We start from the raw sequence: 19592 nt of genomic DNA on the forward strand, positions 1-19592 counted from the left end.
GAGATTTGTGTCCGGGGGTGGAGGTGGTGTCGTCGCGTAGTCGGCGTAGGCGCAGTCGGTGTAGGTGCAGTCGGCGTGCGCGGGTCGATGCGGGTGCGCGCGAATGTTCCGCGGTTTGCTCGGCCGCTCGTCGAGCACTGACCCGCTCGTCGAGCACTCACCCCTTTGTTTCGGGATGGGTAAGACACTTCGGGATGGTTTCTTTCCCATCCCGAAGCGATTAACCCATCCCGAGACTTGTGTCCGGGGCGGACGCCCGCGGAGCGCGCCGGCCCTCGCACGTCGGGACGGGTGAGGATACCCTCAGAGGATGCCCGCTGGCCTGAGCTTGCGGGCGGGAGACTCCGGGAGGACTGCATGACCGAGGCCTTGGGCACGCACTACGACGTCGTCGTCATCGGGGGTGGGCCAGCGGGGTTGCAGGCGGCGTTGATCCTCGCGCGGCACCGGTACTCGACGCTGGTGCTCGACGGCAATCGGCCCCGGCATTCGGCGACGCTCGAGGCGCACGGCTTCCTGACGCGTGACCACACGGCTCCGAACGAGCTGCGCAGGCTGGGGCGTGAGGACGTCGAGGCGTACGAGGATGCGGAGATCCAATTCGCCCAGGTTTCTCGGGTGCGCGCGCTGAGCGACGAGGAGTCGGCGGGCGCGGAGGCCTCGCAGGGGGCCGCGTTCGAGGGGGCATTCGCGTTCGTGGCGGGCGGCGTCCCCGCCGAGGACGGTTCGAGTGTCAGCACGGATCCGCGCGAGATCGCGTCTCGTCGCCGGGGTGGTGTGCGCGTGCCGTACCGGTTCGCGGTCGAGGCGAAGGGCGTGCGCGGCACGCCGGCGCGTGCGGTGTTCGCGCGTTCGGTGATCCTGGCGACCGGGCTCACGGAGGTGCTGCCGGCGCTGCCGATGCTGCGCGCGTTCTACGGCACGAGCATCCACAGCTGCGTCGAGTGCGACGGATGGACGCAGCGCGACCGCCGAGTCTCGGTCATCGCCGCGCCCGGGGTGACGGATCTGTACGAGCGGGCGGTGCAGCTGACGCGCTTCACCGGCGCGCTGACCGTGTTCGCGGGACAGGGACAGCTCGGGGCGCTGCAGGAGTTCGACCTCGTCGATCGCGGCGTGGTCGTGGAAACACGTGAGGTGGTCGACGTCGAGGGCGGCCCAGGAGGAGTGACGGGGGTCGCCCTCGCCGACGGGGATGTCGTGACCGCGGAGGCGGTCTTCGTGCGCCCCAACTACGTGGCGAAGCTCGACTTCGCGAGTGAGCTCGGCATCGACTTCGACGGCCTCGGGCTCGTGGCCGCGGATGCGCACGGCCGCACCAGCGTGCCGGGAATCTACGCGACCGGGGAGCTGACGGGCCCTGGCCCGCAGATGCTGATCGTCGCCGCGGGCAACGGCGCGGAGACGGGCATGGCCGTCGATCGTGACCTCCTGGGCCTGTAGCTCGGCTCTGGAGCGCGGCTCTCGCCTCCGGTCGCTGACACGCTGATTTGTTCAGCCTCCGGGAGTGCGCTATGCTCTCTGAGGCGCTTCGGTGCCAGTGGGGTATGGTGTAATTGGCAACACGGAGGTTTCTGGTACCTTTGTTCTTGGTTCGAGTCCAGGTACCCCAGCCAGTTTGAGCAACACAGGCAACACGAAAAAGGCCCCGCTGAGCGGGGCCTTTTCGCGTACCTGCGCTCTGTCGTCCGGGTCACCCCGTGGGCGCATCGACCATCGCTGGGGCGGGCGGGGTGTCCAGGACCGGGTTGACCTCACTGGCGAGGAGCGCTGCCGGTCCGCGCGAGAACGCTCCGAAGCCATCGATCTTGGCCCCGCCCGCGTGCAGGAGCGCCGCCATCCGCTCCACGAGGTCATGGTCGAGGCGCTCCCGCGTGGTCCGCTCTCGGCGCACGAGGAGGTCGAGGAACTCCCGCTCGCCCGCGACGACGGCTGTCTTGTCCTCCTGCGCGGTGCCGGCTCGCGTCTCGGTGAAGACGGTCGCGTCGGAACTCGAATAGAACACGCACGTCTCGATCCAGGGAGCACCGCCGAGGTGCTCGTCGAGGTGCTTGGAGAGGTGCACGGCCTGCGCTCTGACCTGCTTGCGCGGTGACTTGGAGCCGAGGTGCGTGCGCACGACGAGCCCGCCGGCTTCCTCTTCGCCGCCTCTGAACGGGCCGCTTCGGGGTGCGATCTGCACGGCGAAGGGTGGATCGAGTCTGGAGTCGTCGATGAGGTTCTTGTACGAGGTGCTCGCGGCGCTCGGTCGGATGCCGTCGAAGATGGTTCCGCGCCAGCGTTTGTGCTCGACGATGAGCGCCCCGGCGGTTGTGATGAGCACGTGGTCGATCTGCGTCACGTATCGGTTGGTGCTCAAGCCTGCTTCGACGAGGATGCACGTATTGGTGGCGAGTACCCCGTCCAGCCCAAGGGTCGCGCAGCCCTGGAGGATCGCCGCCCTCGAGATGAGCTCATACTCCAGGGAGCGCCTGGCCTGCTGCTGGTGGTGGTGGAGCTCCATCTGGCGTCGCTGGAGTTCCTGGTCGTGGGCCTGCGCGAGCTGTTCAAGACGGGCATCCGTCGTCCGCAGGAGCTCCCGCTGTCGCTCGTCGAACGCTGCGTGTGCTCGCTCCGCCTCGGCGGCAAGCGCCTTCCGTTCAGCCTCTGCAGCGTTCTCGCGCTCATCGAGCGTGGCCTTCCAGCGTTTGTTCGCCCGAGCCCTGAAGACGAGCGCGACGATGACTGCGACTGCTGCACCGAGCACGAAGCTCACCGCGACCCACCCCTGAGTGTCCATACGCCAAGTACAGCACCGGCCACCGACATCGGGCGGGAACGCCGGGCGGGCGGAGCACGCGTGGGGGTGATCAGGGGAGTTCGACGGGGAGTTGCAGGGAGCCGAACACACTCCGGCTTCCGGCGCAGACGCCAGCCTCACTAGGCTGGCGGGACCCCGCTTCCCTTTCGAGAGGATCTCCCCGTGCGAGTGCTCGTCACCAGTTCCCGGAACACGTTCGCGCTCGACCTCATCCGAAAGCTGGGCAGCACAGGCCACACGGTGTTCGCGAGCGACACGTACGCCGGAGCGATCGGCAATCATTCCAAGTACCTCGCGGGCCACTTCGTGACGAGTTCGCCGCGATTCAACACGGACGAGTTCATCGGAGACCTCGTGAACATCGTGGAAGAGCACAGGATCGACGTCATCATCCCGACGTTCGAGGAGGCCTTCTACCTCGCGGCCCGCGGCCACGAGCTGCCGGACGGCACGAGCGTCTTCACGGGCGGGTTCGAGCAACTCGCCCGCCTGCACGACAAGGCCAGCTTCAAGCGCCTCGCCATCGAGGCCGGCGTCCCCGTGCCGGAGACGATCGTGGCGAACAGTCCTGAGGAGCTGCAGGCGGCGATCGACCAGTACCCGAGGTACTTCGCGCGTGCCGCGTTCTCGCGCGGCGGGGTGGGGCTGCTCACGAACACGGGACCGCTCGCCGGCAAGATGTCGGTGGACGAGGCTGTTCCGACCCCCGACCAGCCGTGGCTCGTGCAGCCGTTCGTGGATGGGCCGATGATCTGCACGTACAGCATCGTCGTCGACGGCCGCGTGACGGCGCACTGCACGTACCGCGCGCCCGAGCAGTGGGCCCACAGCACGGGCATCTCGTTCCTCGCGATCGACAGCACGGAGACGCTCGACTACACGCAGAAGCTTGTCGACGCGCTCGATTCCAGCTACACGGGGCAGCTCTCGTTCGACTTCGTCGACAACGACGGCGGGCTGTTCGCGATCGAATGCAACCCGCGGCCCACGAGCGGCGTCATCCTGCTGGAGGCTGAGGAGGTCTCGCAGGCCTTCGCTGGCACGAACCCCGAGCCGTTCGTGGTCGCGCCCGGCGTCGAGCGGCAGGTGAAGCTGGCGGTGCTCGCGGATGCGTTCGCCGAGCCCATCAAGCACCTTCCGAAGTCGCTCCACGACCTGCTCCACGTCCGCGACGTCGGCGCGGGGTGGCACGACGAGCTCGCGATGCTGTGGAGCCCGGCGACGATCGTGCACGGGGCCCAGCTCTCGCACGGCGAGCGCACGGAGCTGCTCGCCGCCCTCGGTGCCGACATCGTCTGGAACGGTGAGCCCATCGACGGGATGCTGCCGGAGGACCGCGCGGCGCTCGAGGCCGTGCACGAGCAGCGCGTCTGAGCTGCCTGGCCGCCGCCCGCATCACTGTCGGCAGCTGCGGTGGCCTCTGAACGAGGATGCCCTCCGCCACGTTCGGTGTGGCGGAGGGCATCGCTCGCTGAGTCGTGCGGTGCCGGCGACCCCGATCAGGCGATCGCGCGGTAGGGGAGGCTCGTGGCAGGACGCATCGCCTCAGACGGCGCGGTCCTGGGCCGTCTGCTCGAGCTGCCGGGCATGCCGCTGCTCGCGGATGAGCAGGTACAGGCGGTGCGCGCAGATGACGAGCGCGAGCCAGGCGGCTCCGAGGACCCAGCCGGCGAGCACATCCGTGAACCAGTGATGCCCGAGGTACACGCGGGACAGGCCGACGGTGATCGCGAAGAGCGCGGCACCGAGGGCGATGAGGACTCGGGCGCGCCGGGTCTGGCGGCGCAGGATGAGCAGGTAGGCGATGACGCCGATGACGGCGACCGCGTTGAGGGTGTGCCCGCTGGGGAACGACGCCGAGGTCTCATACGGGGGCACGGCCTCCGACTGCTCGGGGCGTACGCGCCCGATGAAGTTCTTGCCGACGACCGTCATGAGCAGCGAGCCGCCGCCCGCGGCGACGATGAGGATGGCCGGTGTCCACGATCGGCGGCGGATGGACAGGATCAGCAGTGTTCCGACGGCGATGACGGGCATGCCGATCTGCCCGGCGATGTCGGTGTACGCGGTGATGATGGAGTCGGCTTGCGGGGATCTGAGGGTGATCGCGTAGTCGAGCAGCGGCTGGTCGAGGCCCGCGACGCCGTCCCGGTCGGTGACGGCCTCGTAGATCTCGGCGGCGAGGATGCTGAGGCCGAGGACGATCGCCGCGCCGATCACGAGCAGCAGGATCAGCGCGCTGTTCGGACCGACCTTGTCTCCGACGCGCTGGATGCCCTGGCGGACGGCAACCGCCGTTCTGGAGTCGGCTTTTCGCGCGACGCGGTCGTCGAACGCGGTGTCCTGGGCGAGCTCGCCCTCGACACCCTGGGAGGAATCGCGGGGGTGGGTCACGGCCCCCAATGTAGGGGCAGGCGCCGGGGTGCTGCCTGTGACCTCCCGCGGTTCACGCCAGGACGAGGACCACGATGCCGACGATCACGGTGAGCATGGCCGTGATCGCGCACAGGGCGAGGATCTCATCAGGCATCGCCGACCGGAAGTAGACGTCCCAGTACTGGTCTTCATCCGCTGCAGGGTCCGCAGGGAGGCCTGATGATTCAGCATGGTCGGACATGGCCGCCTCCTCGTCTCGTGCGCTTCAGTCTTTCCGAGGGCGGAGCCGAATATGAGGGGTAGAGAATCCGCGTGGAATGTGGTGCACCTCGGTTGCCGGCGTCGGCACTTCCGGCCCAGGGTGGGCAGTCGGCGTCCGCGCTGCTTGTGCTACAGCGCGGCGTCGGCGAACGCTTGGAGCGCGCCCGCGACGGCCGGAGCGGCGGTGTGCTGGACCATGTGGCTGTGGTGGGGGATCGTCAGCAGCTTGCCGGATGCCGCGCGGGCGGCGAGGAGGACGCACCAGTCGTGCGGGGCGATCGGGTCGCGGGCTCCTCGGACGACGAGCACGGGCACAGTCACGTCCGGGAGTCGATCCTCAAGCGGGTACGCGATCATGGCGCGCGCCTGCCGCAGGTACCAGCCCAGGCCGCAGCGCAGGTAGTCGCTGAAGACGAGCGCGTTCGCGTCCGCTGGCTCGCGCGTGCAGTCAGCTGCGAGCCTCAGGAGATGCGCGCTGAGGGCCCGGCGGCGCCTGTCGGTGACGGGACCGATGAGCACAGCGCCGGCGACGAGCGCCGGTTCGAGGATGGACAGCTCCGTGATCCACTGCGTGCCCATGGAGTGTCCGACCAGCACGGCTTTCGAGGGCAGGAGCATCCCGAGCAGCTGGCCCAGCGCAGTCGCCATCTCCGGGATGCTGATCGGGCGCTTCGGCAGCGGCGACGACCCGAACCCGGGGAGGTCGAGCGTCAGCACGAGGGCATCGGTCGCGAGCGAAACCTGCAGGCGGCGCAGATACCGGTGGGACATGCCGATGCCGTGGACGAGCACGAACACCTGATGGGCACGGACAGGTCCCGCCTCGTGGACGCGGAAGTCCAGGCCTTGGACGGTGACCGTGCGCACCGTGCGCTCGGGGTCGCTGCTCGGCGGCATCGTGCACCTCGCTCTCCGCGATGGTCAGGGGAAGGGAGTGGAAGTCCACAGTGTGAGCACAGTCGGACGGCGAATGGCAAGGCCCCCTTCCTGGCCATCGTCGGTGGTACGGATGGAAGGCCCAGTCACGCTGACAGATCGGACGGACATCGTGGTTCTTGGACTCGCATCCCCAGACGTCACCTTCACGCAGTCGGTCGCCCCCGGCATCCACCGCCTCACGCAGGCGCACACGAACACGTACCTCGTGGAGTCCGAGCAGGGCCTGCTGCTCGTCGACGCCGGCCTGCCGAACACGTACCCGCATCTCTTGAACGCGCTGCGTCAGCTGCGGCGTACCCCTGCCGACCTCCGGGCCATCGTGCTGACACATGCCCACTTCGACCACGTCGGCATGGCGAGGCGGCTGCAGGAGGAGGTGGGGTGCAGCGTGCACGTGCATCTGGCGGATGCGTACCTCGCGCTCCACCCGTACCGCTACCGGCACGAGCGGCCGCGTTTCGGGTATCCGCTCCGGTATCCGAAGGGGGCGGCGCAGCTGCTGCGGATGGCGCGAGCCGGGGCGCTGCGGGTGCGCGGCCTCGACCGCTTCCCGGAGGGTCTTCCTGCCGGGCCGTCCGAGCTCCCTGGTCGTCCGAACGTCGTCCTCACGCAGGGGCACACTGCGGGGCACTGCGCGCTCGACTTCCCGGACCGAGGTGCCACGATCACCGGCGACGCGCTCGTGACCCTCGACCCCTATACGGGGCACGAGGGGCCGCGCATCATTGCCGGAGCGGCCACGGCCGACTCGCCTCGAGCGCTGCGCTCACTCGCCGCCATCGCCGAGCTCGGGCGGCGCACGATGCTCCCCGGGCACGGGGCTGCGTGGACGGGGGAGCTGAGCGACGCCGTCGCCGCCGCGAGAGCCGCGGGGCGTTCGTAGCGGCGGTGGTGCCGCGGTTCTCGAGGGGCCCGCATAGCAAACGATTCCGGCAAAGGCAACGCCCTGAAATCGGGCGGCCGCCCGCCTAACGTCGGGCGCAAGGCACCAGCGAAGATGCACCAGCGACCGAGGGAGGCGCCGTGAGAGCCATGGTCTACCGTGGGCCGTACCGGGTCCGCGTCGACGAGAAGCCGGACCCGGTGATCGAGCACCCGAACGACGCGATCGTGCGAGTCGAGCTCGCAGCGATCTGCGGCAGCGACCTGCATCTTTACCACGGGCTCCTGCCCGACACGAGAGTCGGTCACACCTTCGGCCACGAGTTCATCGGCCGGGTCGAGCAGGTCGGCTCCTCCGTGGAGCGGCTCCAGGTGGGCGACCGGGTCATGGTGCCGTTCAACATCTTCTGCGGCTCGTGCTGGTTCTGTGTCAGGGGACTGATCTCGAACTGTCACAACGTGAACGCGAACGCCACGGCCGCCGGTGGCATCTACGGCTACTCGCACACGGCGGGAGGCTACGACGGCGGTCAGGCGGAGCGCGTGCGGGTGCCCTTCGCCGACGTCGGACCGACGGTGATCCCGGAGTGGCTGCACGACGAGGACGCGCTCATGCTCACGGATGCCTTCAGCACCGGCTACTTCGGGGCGCAGCTCGGCGACATCGCGGATGGTGACACGGTTGCGGTGTTCGGCGCGGGGCCCGTGGGGCTCGCGGCCGCCAGGTCGGCATGGCTCATGGGGGCCGGTCGGGTGATCGTCATCGACCACCTCGAGTACCGGCTCGCGAAGGCGAGGGAGCTCGCGTTCGCCGAGACCGTCAACTTCGCGGAGCACGACGACGTCGTCGTGCTGATGAAGCGCCTCACCGACCACCGGGGCGCCGACGTGGCGATCGACGCTGTGGGGGCGGAGGCCGACGGCAACCTGCTGCAGCACGTGACTGGCGCCAAGCTGAAGCTGCAGGGCGGCTCCCCGATCGCGCTCAACTGGGCGATCGACTCGGTCCGCAAGGGCGGCACGGTCTCGGTGATGGGGGCATACGGGCCCATCTTCAGCGCCGTCAAATTCGGCGACGCGGTCAACAAGGGCCTCACGATCCGGACGAACCAGGCACCCGTGAAGCGCCAGTGGCCGCGACTGTTCGAGCACATCCGCGCCGGCTACCTGTCGCCGAGGGACATGATCACGCACCGCATCCCGCTCGATCAGATACCCGAGGCGTACCACCTGTTCTCCGCGAAGCTCGACGGCTGCATCAAGCCCGTCATCGTTCCACCCACGGACTGACCAGAAGGAGCAGCGCATCATGGCCTACGTCGCCGACACGCCAACGCCGCCGCCGACCGCCGAGGAGCTCCGGCGCCGCATCCCCGGGTGGGGCGCCGACCTCGACCCGGCCGACCGTCCCGCGGTTCCCCGGGAGCGGTTCGCCCCCGAGGAGACCGGTGCGCATTGGGAGTTCCCGGAGCGGCAGGAGGAGAAGGCGCCGCGGGAGCGTTCGATCGAGCATGCGTTCCTGACGCCCGTGTTCGGGACGGCGCAGCCCCTCCACGGGGTCTCAGGCGCCGTCCGCCGGTACGCTTACCGGCGGTTCAGCGAGGCGCGGGCGGCGCACTGGCTGATGCTGATGCTCGCGGACCGTCTCGACGTGGCAGGAGCTGCCGCGCGTTCGGTCTTGTCAGGGCGTCCCGACCTGCCGCTGCGGGAGACGGGTGCGCTCGCGGAGCTGCAGGAGGGGGCAGGCGCGGATCGGCTGCGCACGAGACGCGTCGACCAGCGGCACGCGTGGGTCGACCCGCTGCTCGTCGCCGGGCCGTGGATCGCCGGCGGCGCGCTCCTCGCCGTGGGCGCCGCCCGCATCGTGCGCGCTCGGCGGAGATAGGCGGGCGCGCGGGCGCCTCGCGAGGGCGGCCGCGACCCGGGCGAGGCGCCTAGTTCGAGTACACGCCGACGAGTCGGTTCTGCTCGATGATCGCGCGTGCGTACCCGTCGAGGAACTCCTCGCGGGACGGCGTTCCCTCGACGTGGTGGTCGAGGGCGTAGACCGTGAAGTAGTAGTGGTGGTCGCCGTGGCCTTCCGGCGGCTGGGGCCCCATGTACTCGCTCTTGCCCGCCGTGTTCTCGGCGGTCCTGGCGTGGTCGGCGGTGGCGTCGACGGGTCCGTCCTGGGCTGGGAGGCCGTACACGATCCAGTGCGTGAAGCCGAGCGGCATGGGCGCATCCGGGTCGTGCACGATGAGGGCCAGCTCGACGGCGTCGGCCGGGACGCCCGTGATCTCGAGCCGAGGGGCGGTGTTGCCCCCGTCGGCGCTGAACGTGTCCGCGAGGCGGCTTCCGGCCTCGAAGTCGGGGCTGCTGATCGTGAGGTCGGCGATGTTGAGCGGCATTGGGTCTCCTCGATGCTGGGGATGTGAGCGTCGTGACTTCGACAAGTCTTGCGCGCGGGCCTCCGAGCTTGCTCAGCGCCCGTCGCGGCGTCCGGAGACGGTCGCGGCGGTGAGCGCTCGACTCGGCGGCGGGAAGCCCTTCGGGTAACGTTGCACCCCGTTTGCCTTCCCCCGAGAGAAACGGATGCACCGCACGCCATGAACTCACAGGACGCACCACCCTCCCGATCCGCGCACGAGCCGGCGACGTTCGGGCCTCAACGCAGGCCCATGTCGCGCATCATCCGGGAGGTGATCGATCCGGATCCGCTGCATCCGGCGCTCATCCCCGGCATCGGCGTCGAGGAGACGGGGCGGTCGTTCCGGACGAACTGGTGGGTGTTCGGGGTCGCCGGCGCCGGCGTCGTCGCGGTCATCGCCTGGGCTCTCGTCGACCCGGCGAGCATCTCGGCCGTCGGCTCCGTGTCGCTCGACTGGGTGACGGAGAACTTCGGCTGGCTGTTCTCGCTCCTCACGATCGTCGTCGCCATCTTCATGCTCGTCGTCGGGTACGGCCGCACGGGCGGGGTGCGCCTCGGCGCGGACGATGAGAAGCCAGAGTTCTCGATGGTCTCGTGGATCGCGATGCTCTTCTCCGCTGGCATCGGTATCGGTCTGCTCTTCTACGGGCCGATGGAACCGCTCACCTACTTCCTGGCGCCGCCGCACGGCTTCGATGTCGCCCCGGGCAGCGTGGATGCGATGCACACGGCGATCGCGCAGACCGTGCTGCACTGGGGGCCGATGGCCTGGGCCTACTACGCGCTCGTCGGCGGTGCCATCGCCTACGCGGCCTACCGCCGCGGCCGTCCGCCGCTGATCTCTGCCCTGTTCGACTCGGTGTTCTCGCAGCGCACGCAGGGCTGGTTCGGCCCGCTGATCGACATCTTCGCGATCCTCGTGACGCTCTTCGGCACGGCCGTCTCGCTGGGGATCGGCGCCCTGCAGATCGCGTCGGGCGTGGAGATGGTGACGGGGCTCGGCACGCTCGGCAACGGCTTCATCATCGGGGCCATCGCCGTGCTCACGGCCCTCTTCATCCTGTCCGCCGTGTCTGGTGTGAAGCGGGGCATCCGCATCCTCTCGAACATCAACATGGTCGTGGCGGGCCTCCTCGGCCTGTTCGTGCTCGTCGCCGGCCCGACGCTGCTGCTGGCGAACCTCATCCCAGCCGCCGGCGTCACGTACTTCAGCGAACTCGGCACCATGCTGATGCGCAACGCCTCCATGGGCGAGGAGACGGAGGTGTTCATGCAGGCCTGGACCACGTACTACTGGGCGTGGTGGGTGTCGTGGACGCCGTTCGTGGGCCTGTTCATCGCGAAGATCTCCCGCGGTCGCACGCTGCGCGAGTTCGTGACGGTCGTCATCGTCGTACCGTCCGCAGTGTGCCTCGTCTGGTTCGGCATCGTCGGGGGAACCTCGATGTGGCTGGAGACGCAGGGCGCTGGCGTGAGTGCGGCCGGCTCGGCGGAGGCGCAGCTCTTCACCCTGCTGGCGGAGCTCCCGCTGGGGGCCATCACGAGTGTCGTCGCGCTCGTGTCGATCATCATCTTCTTCGTCACCTCCGCGGACTCCGCGTCCATCGTCATGGGGTCGATGAGCCAGCAGGGCAAAGCCGAGCCATCGCGCTGGGTCACGATCTTCTGGGGCCTCATGCTCGGCCTGATCGCTGCGTCGCTGCTGCTCGCGGGCGGACGGGATGCGCTGTCGGGGCTGCAGGCGATCATGGTCGTCACGGCGCTGCCGTTCGCGTTCGTCGTGATGGGCATCATGTGGGCGTGGGCGAAGGACCTGCGCACGGACCCGTACATGATGCGCCGCCGGTACGCGAGGGAGGCCATCGACGAGGGCGTGCGCGCTGGTATCGCCGAGCACGGGGACGACTTCGTGTTCGGTGCGAGCGTCGTCGAGGCGGAGCATGGGGCCGGCGCGTGGCTCGATACTGCGGACCCGGCGCTCACCGAGTGGTACACGGAGGCCACGACGGGGATGCTCGACGTGGTGAAGGCTGATGCGGAGGGAGCGGACGCGGACCGACCGGATGCCGATGACCCGGCGCGGATCGAGGCGCCGACTGTCCGGGCGGCGCTCGAGTCCGGGGAGCCGGAGCTGGACCGCGATGACGGCGGGGGCCGTGTCGGAGTCTGAGGCGGTTCACGCGGCGCCCGCCCGCATGGCATGCTCTCCCTGACATCGCCTGCCAGGACGCGCTTCCCAGACGGATGCGGAACCTGACCACAAGAAGGAGCCCCCATGACCGAACGCACGAACATCTCCTCCGGCTCGCCCTACGAGGCGACGGTCGGCTACTCGCGGGCCGTGAAGGTCGGCAACCTCGTCTTCGTGGCCGGCACGACGGCCCCGGGTGTCGATGCTGAAGAGCAGGCGCGGGAGATCTTCGAACGCATCGGGGCCGCGCTCGAGCAGGCGGGCGCCTCGCTCAGTGACGTCGTGCGCACGCGAGTGTTCCTCGTCGACATCGAGCGCGACTTCGACGCCGTGGGCGCCGTGCACGGCGAGGTCTTCGGCGAGATTCGCCCGGCGTGCGCGTTCATCGGCACCGCCGGCCTGGTTGCCAAGGATCTGCTGCTCGAGGTCGAGGTCGACGCGGTCATCAGCGAGTAGCTTCGGCGGCAAGCACTGCCCATCGGACGCGGGGTCGGATTCGGCCCCGCGTCTGCTGCGCGCACGGCTGCTACGGCCGGACCGTGCTCTCGATGAGGGTCGCGGCCCCGAGCAGTTCCGGGATGCGCGCGGCGAGCCCCCGGCGTGGCAGCCGGTTGAGGTGCGCTGAGGCTCCGGGCAGGGCGTGCGCTCGGCCGCGCACGAGCGCGCGGATCGCGTTGAGCAGTGCGAGCGGGTGCGATTCGAGGGCGGAGTGGCCGTTCTCGATGTGGACGAGCACCGCATCCTGTGCCGTCGCCGCGACGGCGCGGGCGATGGGCGGTGGGGTGCGCAGGTCGCGTGTGCCGACGAGCAGCACGAGCGGCCACGTGAACGTCGGGGTCTCGGCGGCGAGGTCGAAGGGTTCGCCCGCGAAGGCGGGGAAGAGGTCGGCGATCTCCGAGTAGGTGAGGGCGGGGTCGAGGGGCAGCCCGTCCGGGGTGCCGCCGTAGCCGAGCTCTCGGAAGCCGATGACGCCCGCGAGGTCGAACTCGTAGATGCCGGGGAGCCTGGCGATCGAGCGGTCGCGGGTCGCGTACAGCTGGAGGGCGCTCCAGGCGGCCGTGTGCGCGTGGTTGGCGCGCTGCCGCAGCACGGGGAGGAGGAGCTCGTCGCCGCCGAGCTCGTACGCGGCCCGGGCCACGTCGAGCAGGATGCGCGAGTCGACGCCCCGGTCGATGAGCGCGTGCACGGCCTCGGCGGTGGCGGTGTCACCGTGCCAGAACAGCTCGCGCACCGTGCGGCGCTCCAGGTTGAGCGACTCGGCCGACTGGAGAGCTGAGTCGAGCAGCATGCCGGCGACGCGCTCCGGGTAGCGGGCCCCGAACGCCGACGCGAGGTACGTGCCGTAGGAGGCTCCGACGATGTGCGCCTGGTCGATGCCCTCGTGGTCGAGCACGGCGGCGATGTCGTCGATGACGTCGCTGATGCGCATCGCCGACGCCGGCAGGTCGCGGCCGCGCAGGTCGGCGCGCGAGAAGCCGACGCCGCGGTGCTCGACCATGATCACGTCGAGCCCGCCCTGGGCGGCGCGCCGGCGGAAGCCGAGGTAGGGGAGGAGCGACCCGAGGCCGGGGCCGCCCGGGATCACGACGACGGGGGTGGATGCTCGGGGCCCGGTGCGCGCGTAGCTCAGGTCGAACTCCGGCGTGCGCTCGGTGGCCGGGCGGCGCAGGCGACGCGTGTGCCGGTCGGCGAGCTGCCGGGGGATCTGCGGGGGGATCTGCGGGGCCACGCGCTCAAGCTAGCAGGGCGGGAGACGGTGCTGACTGGGCGGTTCGAAGCTCTCGCATCCCTGATTCGCGTCCTGTTGCGTCCGGTGACGCAGGCAGCCAGCGCGCGTTCACCTTCGTCTGCTCGTCTGGGCGTCCTGGTGCGATGGGGCTCCGCTCGACGAACTACGACGAGAGGAACCCCGGATGCGTGCACTCCGACAGATCGTGATCGTTCCAGCCCTGCTCACCGCCGTCGCCGCGGTCGTCGCGGGGGTCGCACTCGGCCCGCAGGTGGCGCTGGCGCTGGTTCTCCTGGTGACGCTCGAGATCGCGATGGCGGCGGATTCGTCGGTGCCGATGGCGGGCGTCGCGTCGCGCATCGACTCCCGGGCTCGCCAGCTCTTCCTCTCGCTCGGGCTGGTGGTCGGCGTCGTGTCCGTGCGACTCCTGCTGCCTCCGCTGGCGGTCGCGACCGATGAGGGCGACGCGGGCGGGGCGATGGTGGAGGCGGTGGTCGAGCCGAGCGAGTTCGCGGCCGACCTCCTCGAGGTGCGCCCCGCGATCGCCGCGTTCGGGGCGGTGTTCGTGTGGCTCGTGTTCGCCGAGTACCTCTTCAACACGGATCGGCTCACGAGGCGACCGTGGATGGGGGCTCCGGAGGCGGCGCTCGCGCGAGTGCAGCATCCGTGGGCCTGGTCGTGGGCGACGGCCGCCGCCGGTGCCCTGCTCGTCGCAGCGCTCGTCGCGCCGGCCGATCGCCCGCACGTGCTGGCCTGGAGTGCAGCGGGCGGGCTCACCTACGCGCTCTCGAAGGGCGTCTCGAAGTGGGCCCGCGGCGGGGTCGGCGCCTTCCGCCTGCACGCGCACGCCTCGACCGTCATCGTCGAGCGGGCGCTCGTCATCTTCCTCGTCTTCGAGATCCTCGACGGCGTCTCGACGCTGCAGTCGGTGACGATCGTTCCGGTGCCCGCCGTGCAGGCGATGGTCGCGGGCACGGCGGTGCTCATCGGGGCGGTGTTCCTCGCCGGGCTCACGTCCGGCGTCGTCTCGGCTGACGGGCTCTCCAAGCTGCGGCACCTGAAGGCGGGGGCCGCCTATGTGCTCGGGCTGCTCAGCGTGCTGCTGTGGACGAGCCTCGTCGTGCCCATTCCGGGAGCCGTCGCCGCCTGGGCCGGGTCGGCGGTCATCCTCGCGGCCTTCGTCACCTCGTTGCGGCCGCGCGCCCGGCTTCGGGCGAAGCGGGTGCGGCTCGCTGGGCAGCGGCAGGATGCTGAGGCGAGGTCCCGCGCGGACGTGCGGTGACGCTGGGGCGATCCGCGCCGCGCCTATCGCGGGTCGCGCCGCTTGTGGCGCCGAGCGAGGAGCCAGCCGACTGCTCCGGTGGCGAGGATGGCGGCGAGCCAGATCCAGCCGTTCGTCTGGTTGCCGGCAAAACCGAGCTGGGCGCTCTCGCAGTAGCTCAAGGCCGGATCGGGGGAGTCGTAGCAGGTCGTCGACGTGAGCACCGGGGCCAACGCGAGCGAGATCAGGACGACGATGACGGCCGTCCAGAGCCAAATCCGCGCGGTCGACCGAGGGCGGAGGAACGGAGGGGTCATGCGCTCTGGGCCCCCGAGTCTCCCCGGGGTGCGCCACCGGCTCGCAGGGCTCGCTGCTTCCGGACGTAGCGGATCACGACAACCACGATGAAGGGCGTCGCGACCGCCGCCCCCACGGCTCGCGTCAAGGACGAGAAGCTCGTGGGGAGGCCGACCGCGGAGCTTCGCGCTTCGAGACACGTTTCGGGGCCGGTGCCGACGCGCCCGCAGTAGCTTTCCATCTCGAGCGGGAAGAACAACCACGTCGCGAGTGCCGCCAACACGAGGGCGATCACGCTCGCGAGAATCCACATGCGGATCGTCCGGCCCCGGTCGTCGAGAGTCATGCGTCATGTCTACCGGATGCACGTTGCCGTTGCGCGCGGCCGTTGCGCGCGGCCGCTGCGCGTTCGGCGGCGACGTCGGGACGTTCTAGGCTCTGTCCTGTGAACGCGCGCGCAGATGAAGCAGGCCAGCAGTCGGAACCCGATCTGATGCTCCGCGTCCGCGAGGCGTACCTGCGCACCCGGGAGCTGCGCTCGCGGCTCGCGGCTCTGCGCAGCGAAGACTTGCAGCTGCCGGACTCGCAGGCGTTGTCGCTGCGCGATCGCGCCGAGCGACAGGCGGCGGACCGTGAGCGCCTCGAGGCGGAGCGAGCGACGAAGCTCGAGCTGGACGCCGCGGAGCAGGCGCTCGCCGACGCCGAGGAAGCGGTGCAGGACTCCCTCGACGGCAGCGGCGACGAATGGATGCACGGGGCAGGCACGCGCTGACCCGCCTGTTCCGCTCGCCGCGCCTGCCCCGGCTGCCGGGCCTCGGTCAGGCTCCCGGGTAGCGGTTCGCGGCCATCGCCGAGCCGACGCGTGCCGTCGCCGGGTAGTTGATGCTGTGGCTCTGCACGTACTCGGACAACCCGAGGTCCCCGAACTCGCGGCCGTGGCCGCTCACACCGCGGCCGCCCATGGGGGCTCGCAGAGAGACGCCGGCCCGGTTGGCGCAGTTGATGAACGTGAACCCTGCGCGGAGCCGCCGCGCGACGGCCTGCGCTCGCGGGATGTCGACGCTCCACACCGACGACGCGAGTCCGTGCTCGACACCGTTCGCGCGATCGATGGCCTCATCGACGGTGTCGTAGGCGAGGATCGGCAGGATCGGCCCGAACTGCTCCTCGCGCACCAGCTCGTCGGCGTCGCTGAGCCCGGTCACGATCGCGGGCCGCACCCAGTGGCCGCCCGGGGTGACCGATTCGTCGAGCGAGCCCAACTCGGTGACCGTGCCGCCCGCATCCACTGACCGCTGCCGCAGCGCCTCGAGGCGGGTGCGCGCTTCGGCGCTGATGACCGGGCCCATGGTGACGCCCTCGAGCCTGGGGTCGCCGATGCGCAGCACCCGCCGGGCCGCCGCCACGAGGTCGGCGACGAACTCGTCGTGGCGCTCGCGAGGCACGTACACGCGCTTGATCGCCATGCACACCTGCCCGCTCGTGAGCATCGCGCCGAACACGACCCGCTCGGCCAGCTCCGGACCCCAGTCGGCGTCGTCGAGCAGGATGGCGGCGTCGTTGCCGCCGAGCTCCATGACCGTGGGGCGGATGGTCCGCGAGGCCGCGGCGCCGATCGCGCGCGCCGCGGCGGGGCCACCCGTGAAGGAGATGAGGTCGACGTCCGCGCTCTCCACGAGGGCGCTTCCGGTCTCGCCCTCGCCGTTCACGAGGTTGAGGACCCCGTCGGGGAGGCGGGCGGCGATCGCCGAGTAGAACGCGGTCACGGCGAGCGGCGCGAGCGGCGAGGGCTTGAGCACCATCGTGTTGCCCGTCATGAGGGCCGGGATGACCTTGAGGGCGGCGAGGATGACAGGTGCGTTCCACGGGGTGATCGCGGCGACCACGCCCATCGGCTCGACGATGCGCAGGAGTGTGCCCTCGTCGTCGTCGATGACCTGGTCTGCGCAGATCGCCTCGATGTTCGCGGCGCAGAACGCGGCGAGCCGTCGGGCGAACTGGAACTCCCCGTCCGCATCCTGCGCCGGCTTGCCCATCTCGCTCGCGATGAGCTGCCCGGAGTGGTCGGGGATCGCCGCCGCGTCCTCGATCGCATCGATGAGCTGACGTGCGCGGACGGCCGCGGGGAGCTGCGACCAGAAGGTGCCGACGGTGCGGGCAGCGGAGAGCGCGTCGCGCACCTGCTCGGCACTCGTCGTCGCGACCGAGCCGACGACCGTGTGCCCGTCGATGGGGCTCATGACCTCGATCGAGGCGGGGGAGGCGACGCGGCGCCCGTTGATGAAGGAGTCGAGATGCATGTGACCATGATCGGCTCCGATTGCGTATATCGCATGCAATCCATGTTGCGATCGTGTGAAAAATTGTCAGTTCCGGGTCATTGCGGCGCATATTGCACGCAATCTTGATGCATGGATGCACACACCACCACCGTCAGAGTCGCCATCGTCACGGGCGGGTCGCGTGGCCTCGGCCGCGTCATGGCCCTCGCGCTGAGAGCGGCAGGCTACGCCGTCACGATCACCGCGAGCGGGGCATCCGCTGCCCTCGACGAGGTGGTGGCTGACGCCGCGAAGCTGCCCGGCGGCGCCGAGCTGCTGCTGCCGCTTGTCGCCGACGTCAGCGACCCGCACCGAGCGAACCAGGTTGTCGAGGCGACCGTCGAGCGCTTCGGGGGCGTGCACGCGCTGGTCAACAACGCGGGGCGGGGGATGCGGCTCGTGAGCGAGACCTTCACGACCGACCCCGTGCACTTCTGGGACGTGCCCCCGGCCACGTGGGCGCAGATCATCGACACGAACGTCAACGGGCCGTTCGTCATGTCGCAGGCCGTCATGCCACGCTTCCTGGCGCAGGGCGACGGGCGGCTCGTGAACGTGTCGACGAGCGCGCAGACGATGGTCCGCCCCGGCTACGCCCCGTACGGCCCGTCGAAGGCCGCGCTCGAGGCGATGACCCGCTCGTGGGCGACCGACCTCGCCGGCACCGGTGTCACGGCCAACCTGCTGCTGCCCGGCGGGGCGGCCGACACCGAGCTGCTGCCAGCTGGCCCGGACCGGAAGGGGGCCGACGGGAACCTCCTGTCGCCCGAGGTCATGGCCGCGCCGGCGGTCTGGCTCTGCTCGCCCGAGAGCGCGAGCGTCTCCGGGGCGCGCGTCATCGCGAAGCTCTGGGACCCGACGCTGTCAGCCGTTGAGGCCTTCGCCGCGGCGAGCAGCGCGCACGTCGTCGCGGGCTGACGGCGCCGCGCGCCCGCGCGCATCCGCGCGCCGCATCCGCGCGCCGCATCCGCGTCCGCACCCGCACCCGCACCCGCATCCGCACCCGCACCCAGTGCGCAGAGTTGTGGCGAAGTGCTGTCGGGCGTGCCCCAGAGGGCATTTCGCCACAACTCTGCGGTGGTTTCTGCGGTGGTTTGTGGGGGCGTCAGGCGCGGCAGTCGATCGAGCGCGGGGTCGGCGCACGGTCGGGGGCTGTCTGTGGTTGCTGTTGAGCTGAGGATGGGCGCGCAGAGTTGTGGCGAGGTGCTGTCGGGCGTGCCCCCGCGAGCACTTCGCCACAACGTTGATGGAACAGGCTCTCCTGCGGCGCGTGCCGCGAAGGCAGGCGCGGAGACTGCGTCTAGCTGGTCGCGGGGACGGCGGCGATGCCCGCGAGGTAGTCGACGACGTCGTGCTCGCTGACGACATCGGCGTACTTCGCGTCGAGGTCGAAGAGGGCGGCCTCGTGCGGTTCCGAGCGCCGGTCGCCGACGGCGTCGCGCACGACGAGTGGGATGAAGCCGTGCTGGCACGCGTCGACGGCCGTGGCCCGCACGCATCCCGAGGTCGAGAGGCCGACGAGGATCACGCTGTCGCAGCCGAGGACGGTCAGGTCGGTGGCGAGGGAGGTGCCGAAGAACGAGCTGGCGTACTTCTTCGAGAGGATCGGCTCTCCCGCGGCGGGGGTGAGGGGCGCGGCGATGGCGCCGAGGGGGGAGCCGGTCGCGAGCGTCGCGAGGCCAGCGGCCTTGCGGGCGAAGACGCCGCCGCCCGTCGGGCCGGTGTCCTGCTCGACGACCGTGTAGAGCACGGGGATGCCTGCGGCGCGCGCCGACTGCAGCACGCGGGCGGCCGAGGCGAGCTCGTCCTCGACGCCCGCGTAGAGCGGCGACGTCTCGACGAGGTACGCGTCCACGAAGTCGATCACGATGAGGGCGGGCTTCCTCCCGAAGCCGAGGCGCTGGCCGAAGCCCGCGGCCGCGTAATCGTTGTCTGCTGACACGGCGTCGTTGTCTGCTGACACCGTGTCGTTGTCGGCGGTCACCGTGTTGCTGCCGGCCTGCTTCTCGGCGGTGGAGGCGGTTGGTGTGGTGGTGGTCATGGTGGTTCCCTTCGTGGGGTTGCGGGGGAGGTTGAGCTGGAAGCGGAAGTCGAGAGGGTTCGTTCTGCCCGGCGGGTTCGCGGC

Annotated in this window: 20 protein-coding genes and 1 tRNA gene; 11 read left to right on the forward strand and 10 right to left on the reverse strand. The window is 70.3% G+C overall.

Going from position 1 to position 19592, the window contains the following annotated elements; all coding sequences use genetic code 11:
* Window positions 1-357: 357 nt before the first annotated feature.
* Window positions 358-1443 carry an NAD(P)/FAD-dependent oxidoreductase gene (locus F8O03_RS14305; RefSeq protein WP_151424466.1) on the forward strand — a complete coding sequence of 362 codons (1086 nt, stop codon included), beginning with the start codon at window positions 358-360 and terminating at the stop codon, window positions 1441-1443.
* Between the two features lie 98 nt (window positions 1444-1541).
* Window positions 1542-1616 (forward strand) — tRNA-Gln (locus F8O03_RS14310).
* A 77-nt stretch (window positions 1617-1693) separates the two neighbouring features.
* Here F8O03_RS14310 and F8O03_RS14315 read toward each other — a convergent pair.
* Window positions 1694-2779, reverse strand: a complete 1086-nt coding sequence (locus F8O03_RS14315; protein ID WP_151424467.1) for an NERD domain-containing protein — start codon at window positions 2777-2779, stop codon at window positions 1694-1696.
* Between the two features lie 183 nt (window positions 2780-2962).
* Between F8O03_RS14315 and F8O03_RS14320 the strand changes: the two genes are divergently transcribed.
* A complete protein-coding gene (locus tag F8O03_RS14320) occupies window positions 2963-4174 on the forward strand; it encodes an ATP-grasp domain-containing protein (protein WP_151424468.1) in 1212 nt (403 codons plus the stop codon).
* Window positions 4175-4345: 171 nt separating this feature from the next.
* Here F8O03_RS14320 and F8O03_RS14325 read toward each other — a convergent pair whose 3' ends face one another.
* From F8O03_RS14325 to F8O03_RS14330, 3 genes are all read right to left on the reverse strand, one after another.
* On the reverse strand, window positions 4346-5194 hold the full coding sequence (locus F8O03_RS14325) for a phosphatase PAP2 family protein (RefSeq protein WP_151424469.1): 849 nt from the start codon (window positions 5192-5194) through the stop codon (window positions 4346-4348).
* A 52-nt stretch (window positions 5195-5246) separates the two neighbouring features.
* Entirely contained in the window at window positions 5247-5417 is a 171-nt protein-coding gene (locus F8O03_RS18125; protein ID WP_167516589.1) for a hypothetical protein, read from the reverse strand.
* A 149-nt stretch (window positions 5418-5566) separates the two neighbouring features.
* A complete protein-coding gene (locus tag F8O03_RS14330) occupies window positions 5567-6334 on the reverse strand; it encodes an alpha/beta fold hydrolase (RefSeq protein ID WP_151424470.1) in 768 nt (255 codons plus the stop codon).
* 112 nt (window positions 6335-6446) lie between these two features.
* Here F8O03_RS14330 and F8O03_RS14335 point away from each other — a divergent pair, with 112 nt between their 5' ends.
* The 3 genes from F8O03_RS14335 to F8O03_RS14345 all read left to right on the forward strand — a co-directional run bounded on the left by F8O03_RS14335 (window position 6447) and on the right by F8O03_RS14345 (window position 9143).
* Complete coding sequence (locus F8O03_RS14335) at window positions 6447-7259, forward strand: MBL fold metallo-hydrolase (protein WP_151424471.1); 813 nt, start codon at window positions 6447-6449, stop codon at window positions 7257-7259.
* 140 nt (window positions 7260-7399) lie between these two features.
* Window positions 7400-8548: a zinc-dependent alcohol dehydrogenase gene (locus F8O03_RS14340; RefSeq protein ID WP_151424472.1), complete on the forward strand. Its 1149-nt coding sequence runs from the start codon at window positions 7400-7402 to the stop codon at window positions 8546-8548.
* 19 nt (window positions 8549-8567) lie between these two features.
* Window positions 8568-9143 (forward strand): hypothetical protein, encoded by a 576-nt coding sequence (locus F8O03_RS14345; protein ID WP_104252401.1) that lies wholly within the window; start codon window positions 8568-8570, stop codon window positions 9141-9143.
* A 49-nt stretch (window positions 9144-9192) separates the two neighbouring features.
* Here the strand turns inward: F8O03_RS14345 and F8O03_RS14350 are convergent, their stop codons facing one another.
* Window positions 9193-9648 carry a YbhB/YbcL family Raf kinase inhibitor-like protein gene (locus tag F8O03_RS14350; protein WP_104311127.1) on the reverse strand — a complete coding sequence of 152 codons (456 nt, stop codon included), beginning with the start codon at window positions 9646-9648 and terminating at the stop codon, window positions 9193-9195.
* Between the two features lie 270 nt (window positions 9649-9918).
* On the opposite strand from F8O03_RS14350, the gene F8O03_RS14355 reads away from it, so the two are divergent.
* Together F8O03_RS14355 and F8O03_RS14360 are read left to right on the forward strand one after the other, a co-directional pair.
* Window positions 9919-11838: a BCCT family transporter gene (locus tag F8O03_RS14355; protein ID WP_244296297.1), complete on the forward strand. Its 1920-nt coding sequence runs from the start codon at window positions 9919-9921 to the stop codon at window positions 11836-11838.
* A 105-nt stretch (window positions 11839-11943) separates the two neighbouring features.
* Window positions 11944-12315, forward strand: coding sequence for a RidA family protein (locus F8O03_RS14360; protein ID WP_151424474.1), 372 nt, complete (start codon window positions 11944-11946; stop codon window positions 12313-12315).
* Window positions 12316-12385: 70 nt separating this feature from the next.
* Here F8O03_RS14360 and F8O03_RS14365 read toward each other — a convergent pair whose 3' ends face one another.
* Window positions 12386-13588: an alpha/beta fold hydrolase gene (locus F8O03_RS14365; RefSeq protein ID WP_244296298.1), complete on the reverse strand. Its 1203-nt coding sequence runs from the start codon at window positions 13586-13588 to the stop codon at window positions 12386-12388.
* A gap of 184 nt (window positions 13589-13772) precedes the next feature.
* Between F8O03_RS14365 and F8O03_RS14370 the strand changes: the two genes are divergently transcribed.
* On the forward strand, window positions 13773-14870 hold the full coding sequence (locus tag F8O03_RS14370) for a DUF475 domain-containing protein (RefSeq protein WP_151424475.1): 1098 nt from the start codon (window positions 13773-13775) through the stop codon (window positions 14868-14870).
* Window positions 14871-14893: 23 nt separating this feature from the next.
* Here F8O03_RS14370 and F8O03_RS14375 read toward each other — a convergent pair whose 3' ends face one another.
* Window positions 14894-15166 (reverse strand): hypothetical protein, encoded by a 273-nt coding sequence (locus tag F8O03_RS14375; RefSeq protein ID WP_151424476.1) that lies wholly within the window; start codon window positions 15164-15166, stop codon window positions 14894-14896.
* Complete coding sequence (locus F8O03_RS14380) at window positions 15163-15492, reverse strand: hypothetical protein (protein ID WP_151424477.1); 330 nt, start codon at window positions 15490-15492, stop codon at window positions 15163-15165. Before F8O03_RS14380 ends, F8O03_RS14375 begins: the two co-directional genes overlap by 4 nt.
* Window positions 15493-15591: 99 nt before the next feature.
* Between F8O03_RS14380 and F8O03_RS14385 the strand changes: the two genes are divergently transcribed.
* A complete protein-coding gene (locus tag F8O03_RS14385; protein WP_151424478.1) occupies window positions 15592-15918 on the forward strand; it encodes a hypothetical protein in 327 nt (108 codons plus the stop codon).
* 46 nt (window positions 15919-15964) lie between these two features.
* Here F8O03_RS14385 and F8O03_RS14390 read toward each other — a convergent pair whose 3' ends face one another.
* Window positions 15965-17446, reverse strand: coding sequence for an aldehyde dehydrogenase family protein (locus tag F8O03_RS14390; protein ID WP_151424479.1), 1482 nt, complete (start codon window positions 17444-17446; stop codon window positions 15965-15967).
* 111 nt (window positions 17447-17557) lie between these two features.
* Between F8O03_RS14390 and F8O03_RS14395 the strand changes: the two genes are divergently transcribed.
* Window positions 17558-18385 carry an SDR family NAD(P)-dependent oxidoreductase gene (locus F8O03_RS14395; RefSeq protein WP_151424480.1) on the forward strand — a complete coding sequence of 276 codons (828 nt, stop codon included), beginning with the start codon at window positions 17558-17560 and terminating at the stop codon, window positions 18383-18385.
* A 382-nt stretch (window positions 18386-18767) separates the two neighbouring features.
* On the opposite strand, the gene F8O03_RS14400 is transcribed toward F8O03_RS14395, so the two are convergent.
* A complete protein-coding gene (locus tag F8O03_RS14400; protein WP_151424481.1) occupies window positions 18768-19508 on the reverse strand; it encodes an isochorismatase family protein in 741 nt (246 codons plus the stop codon).
* Window positions 19509-19592 lie beyond the last annotated feature (84 nt).

Origin of the sequence: Pseudoclavibacter terrae, from assembly GCF_008831075.1 — a bacterium.
Classification (GTDB): Bacteria; Actinomycetota; Actinomycetes; order Actinomycetales; family Microbacteriaceae; genus Pseudoclavibacter; species Pseudoclavibacter terrae.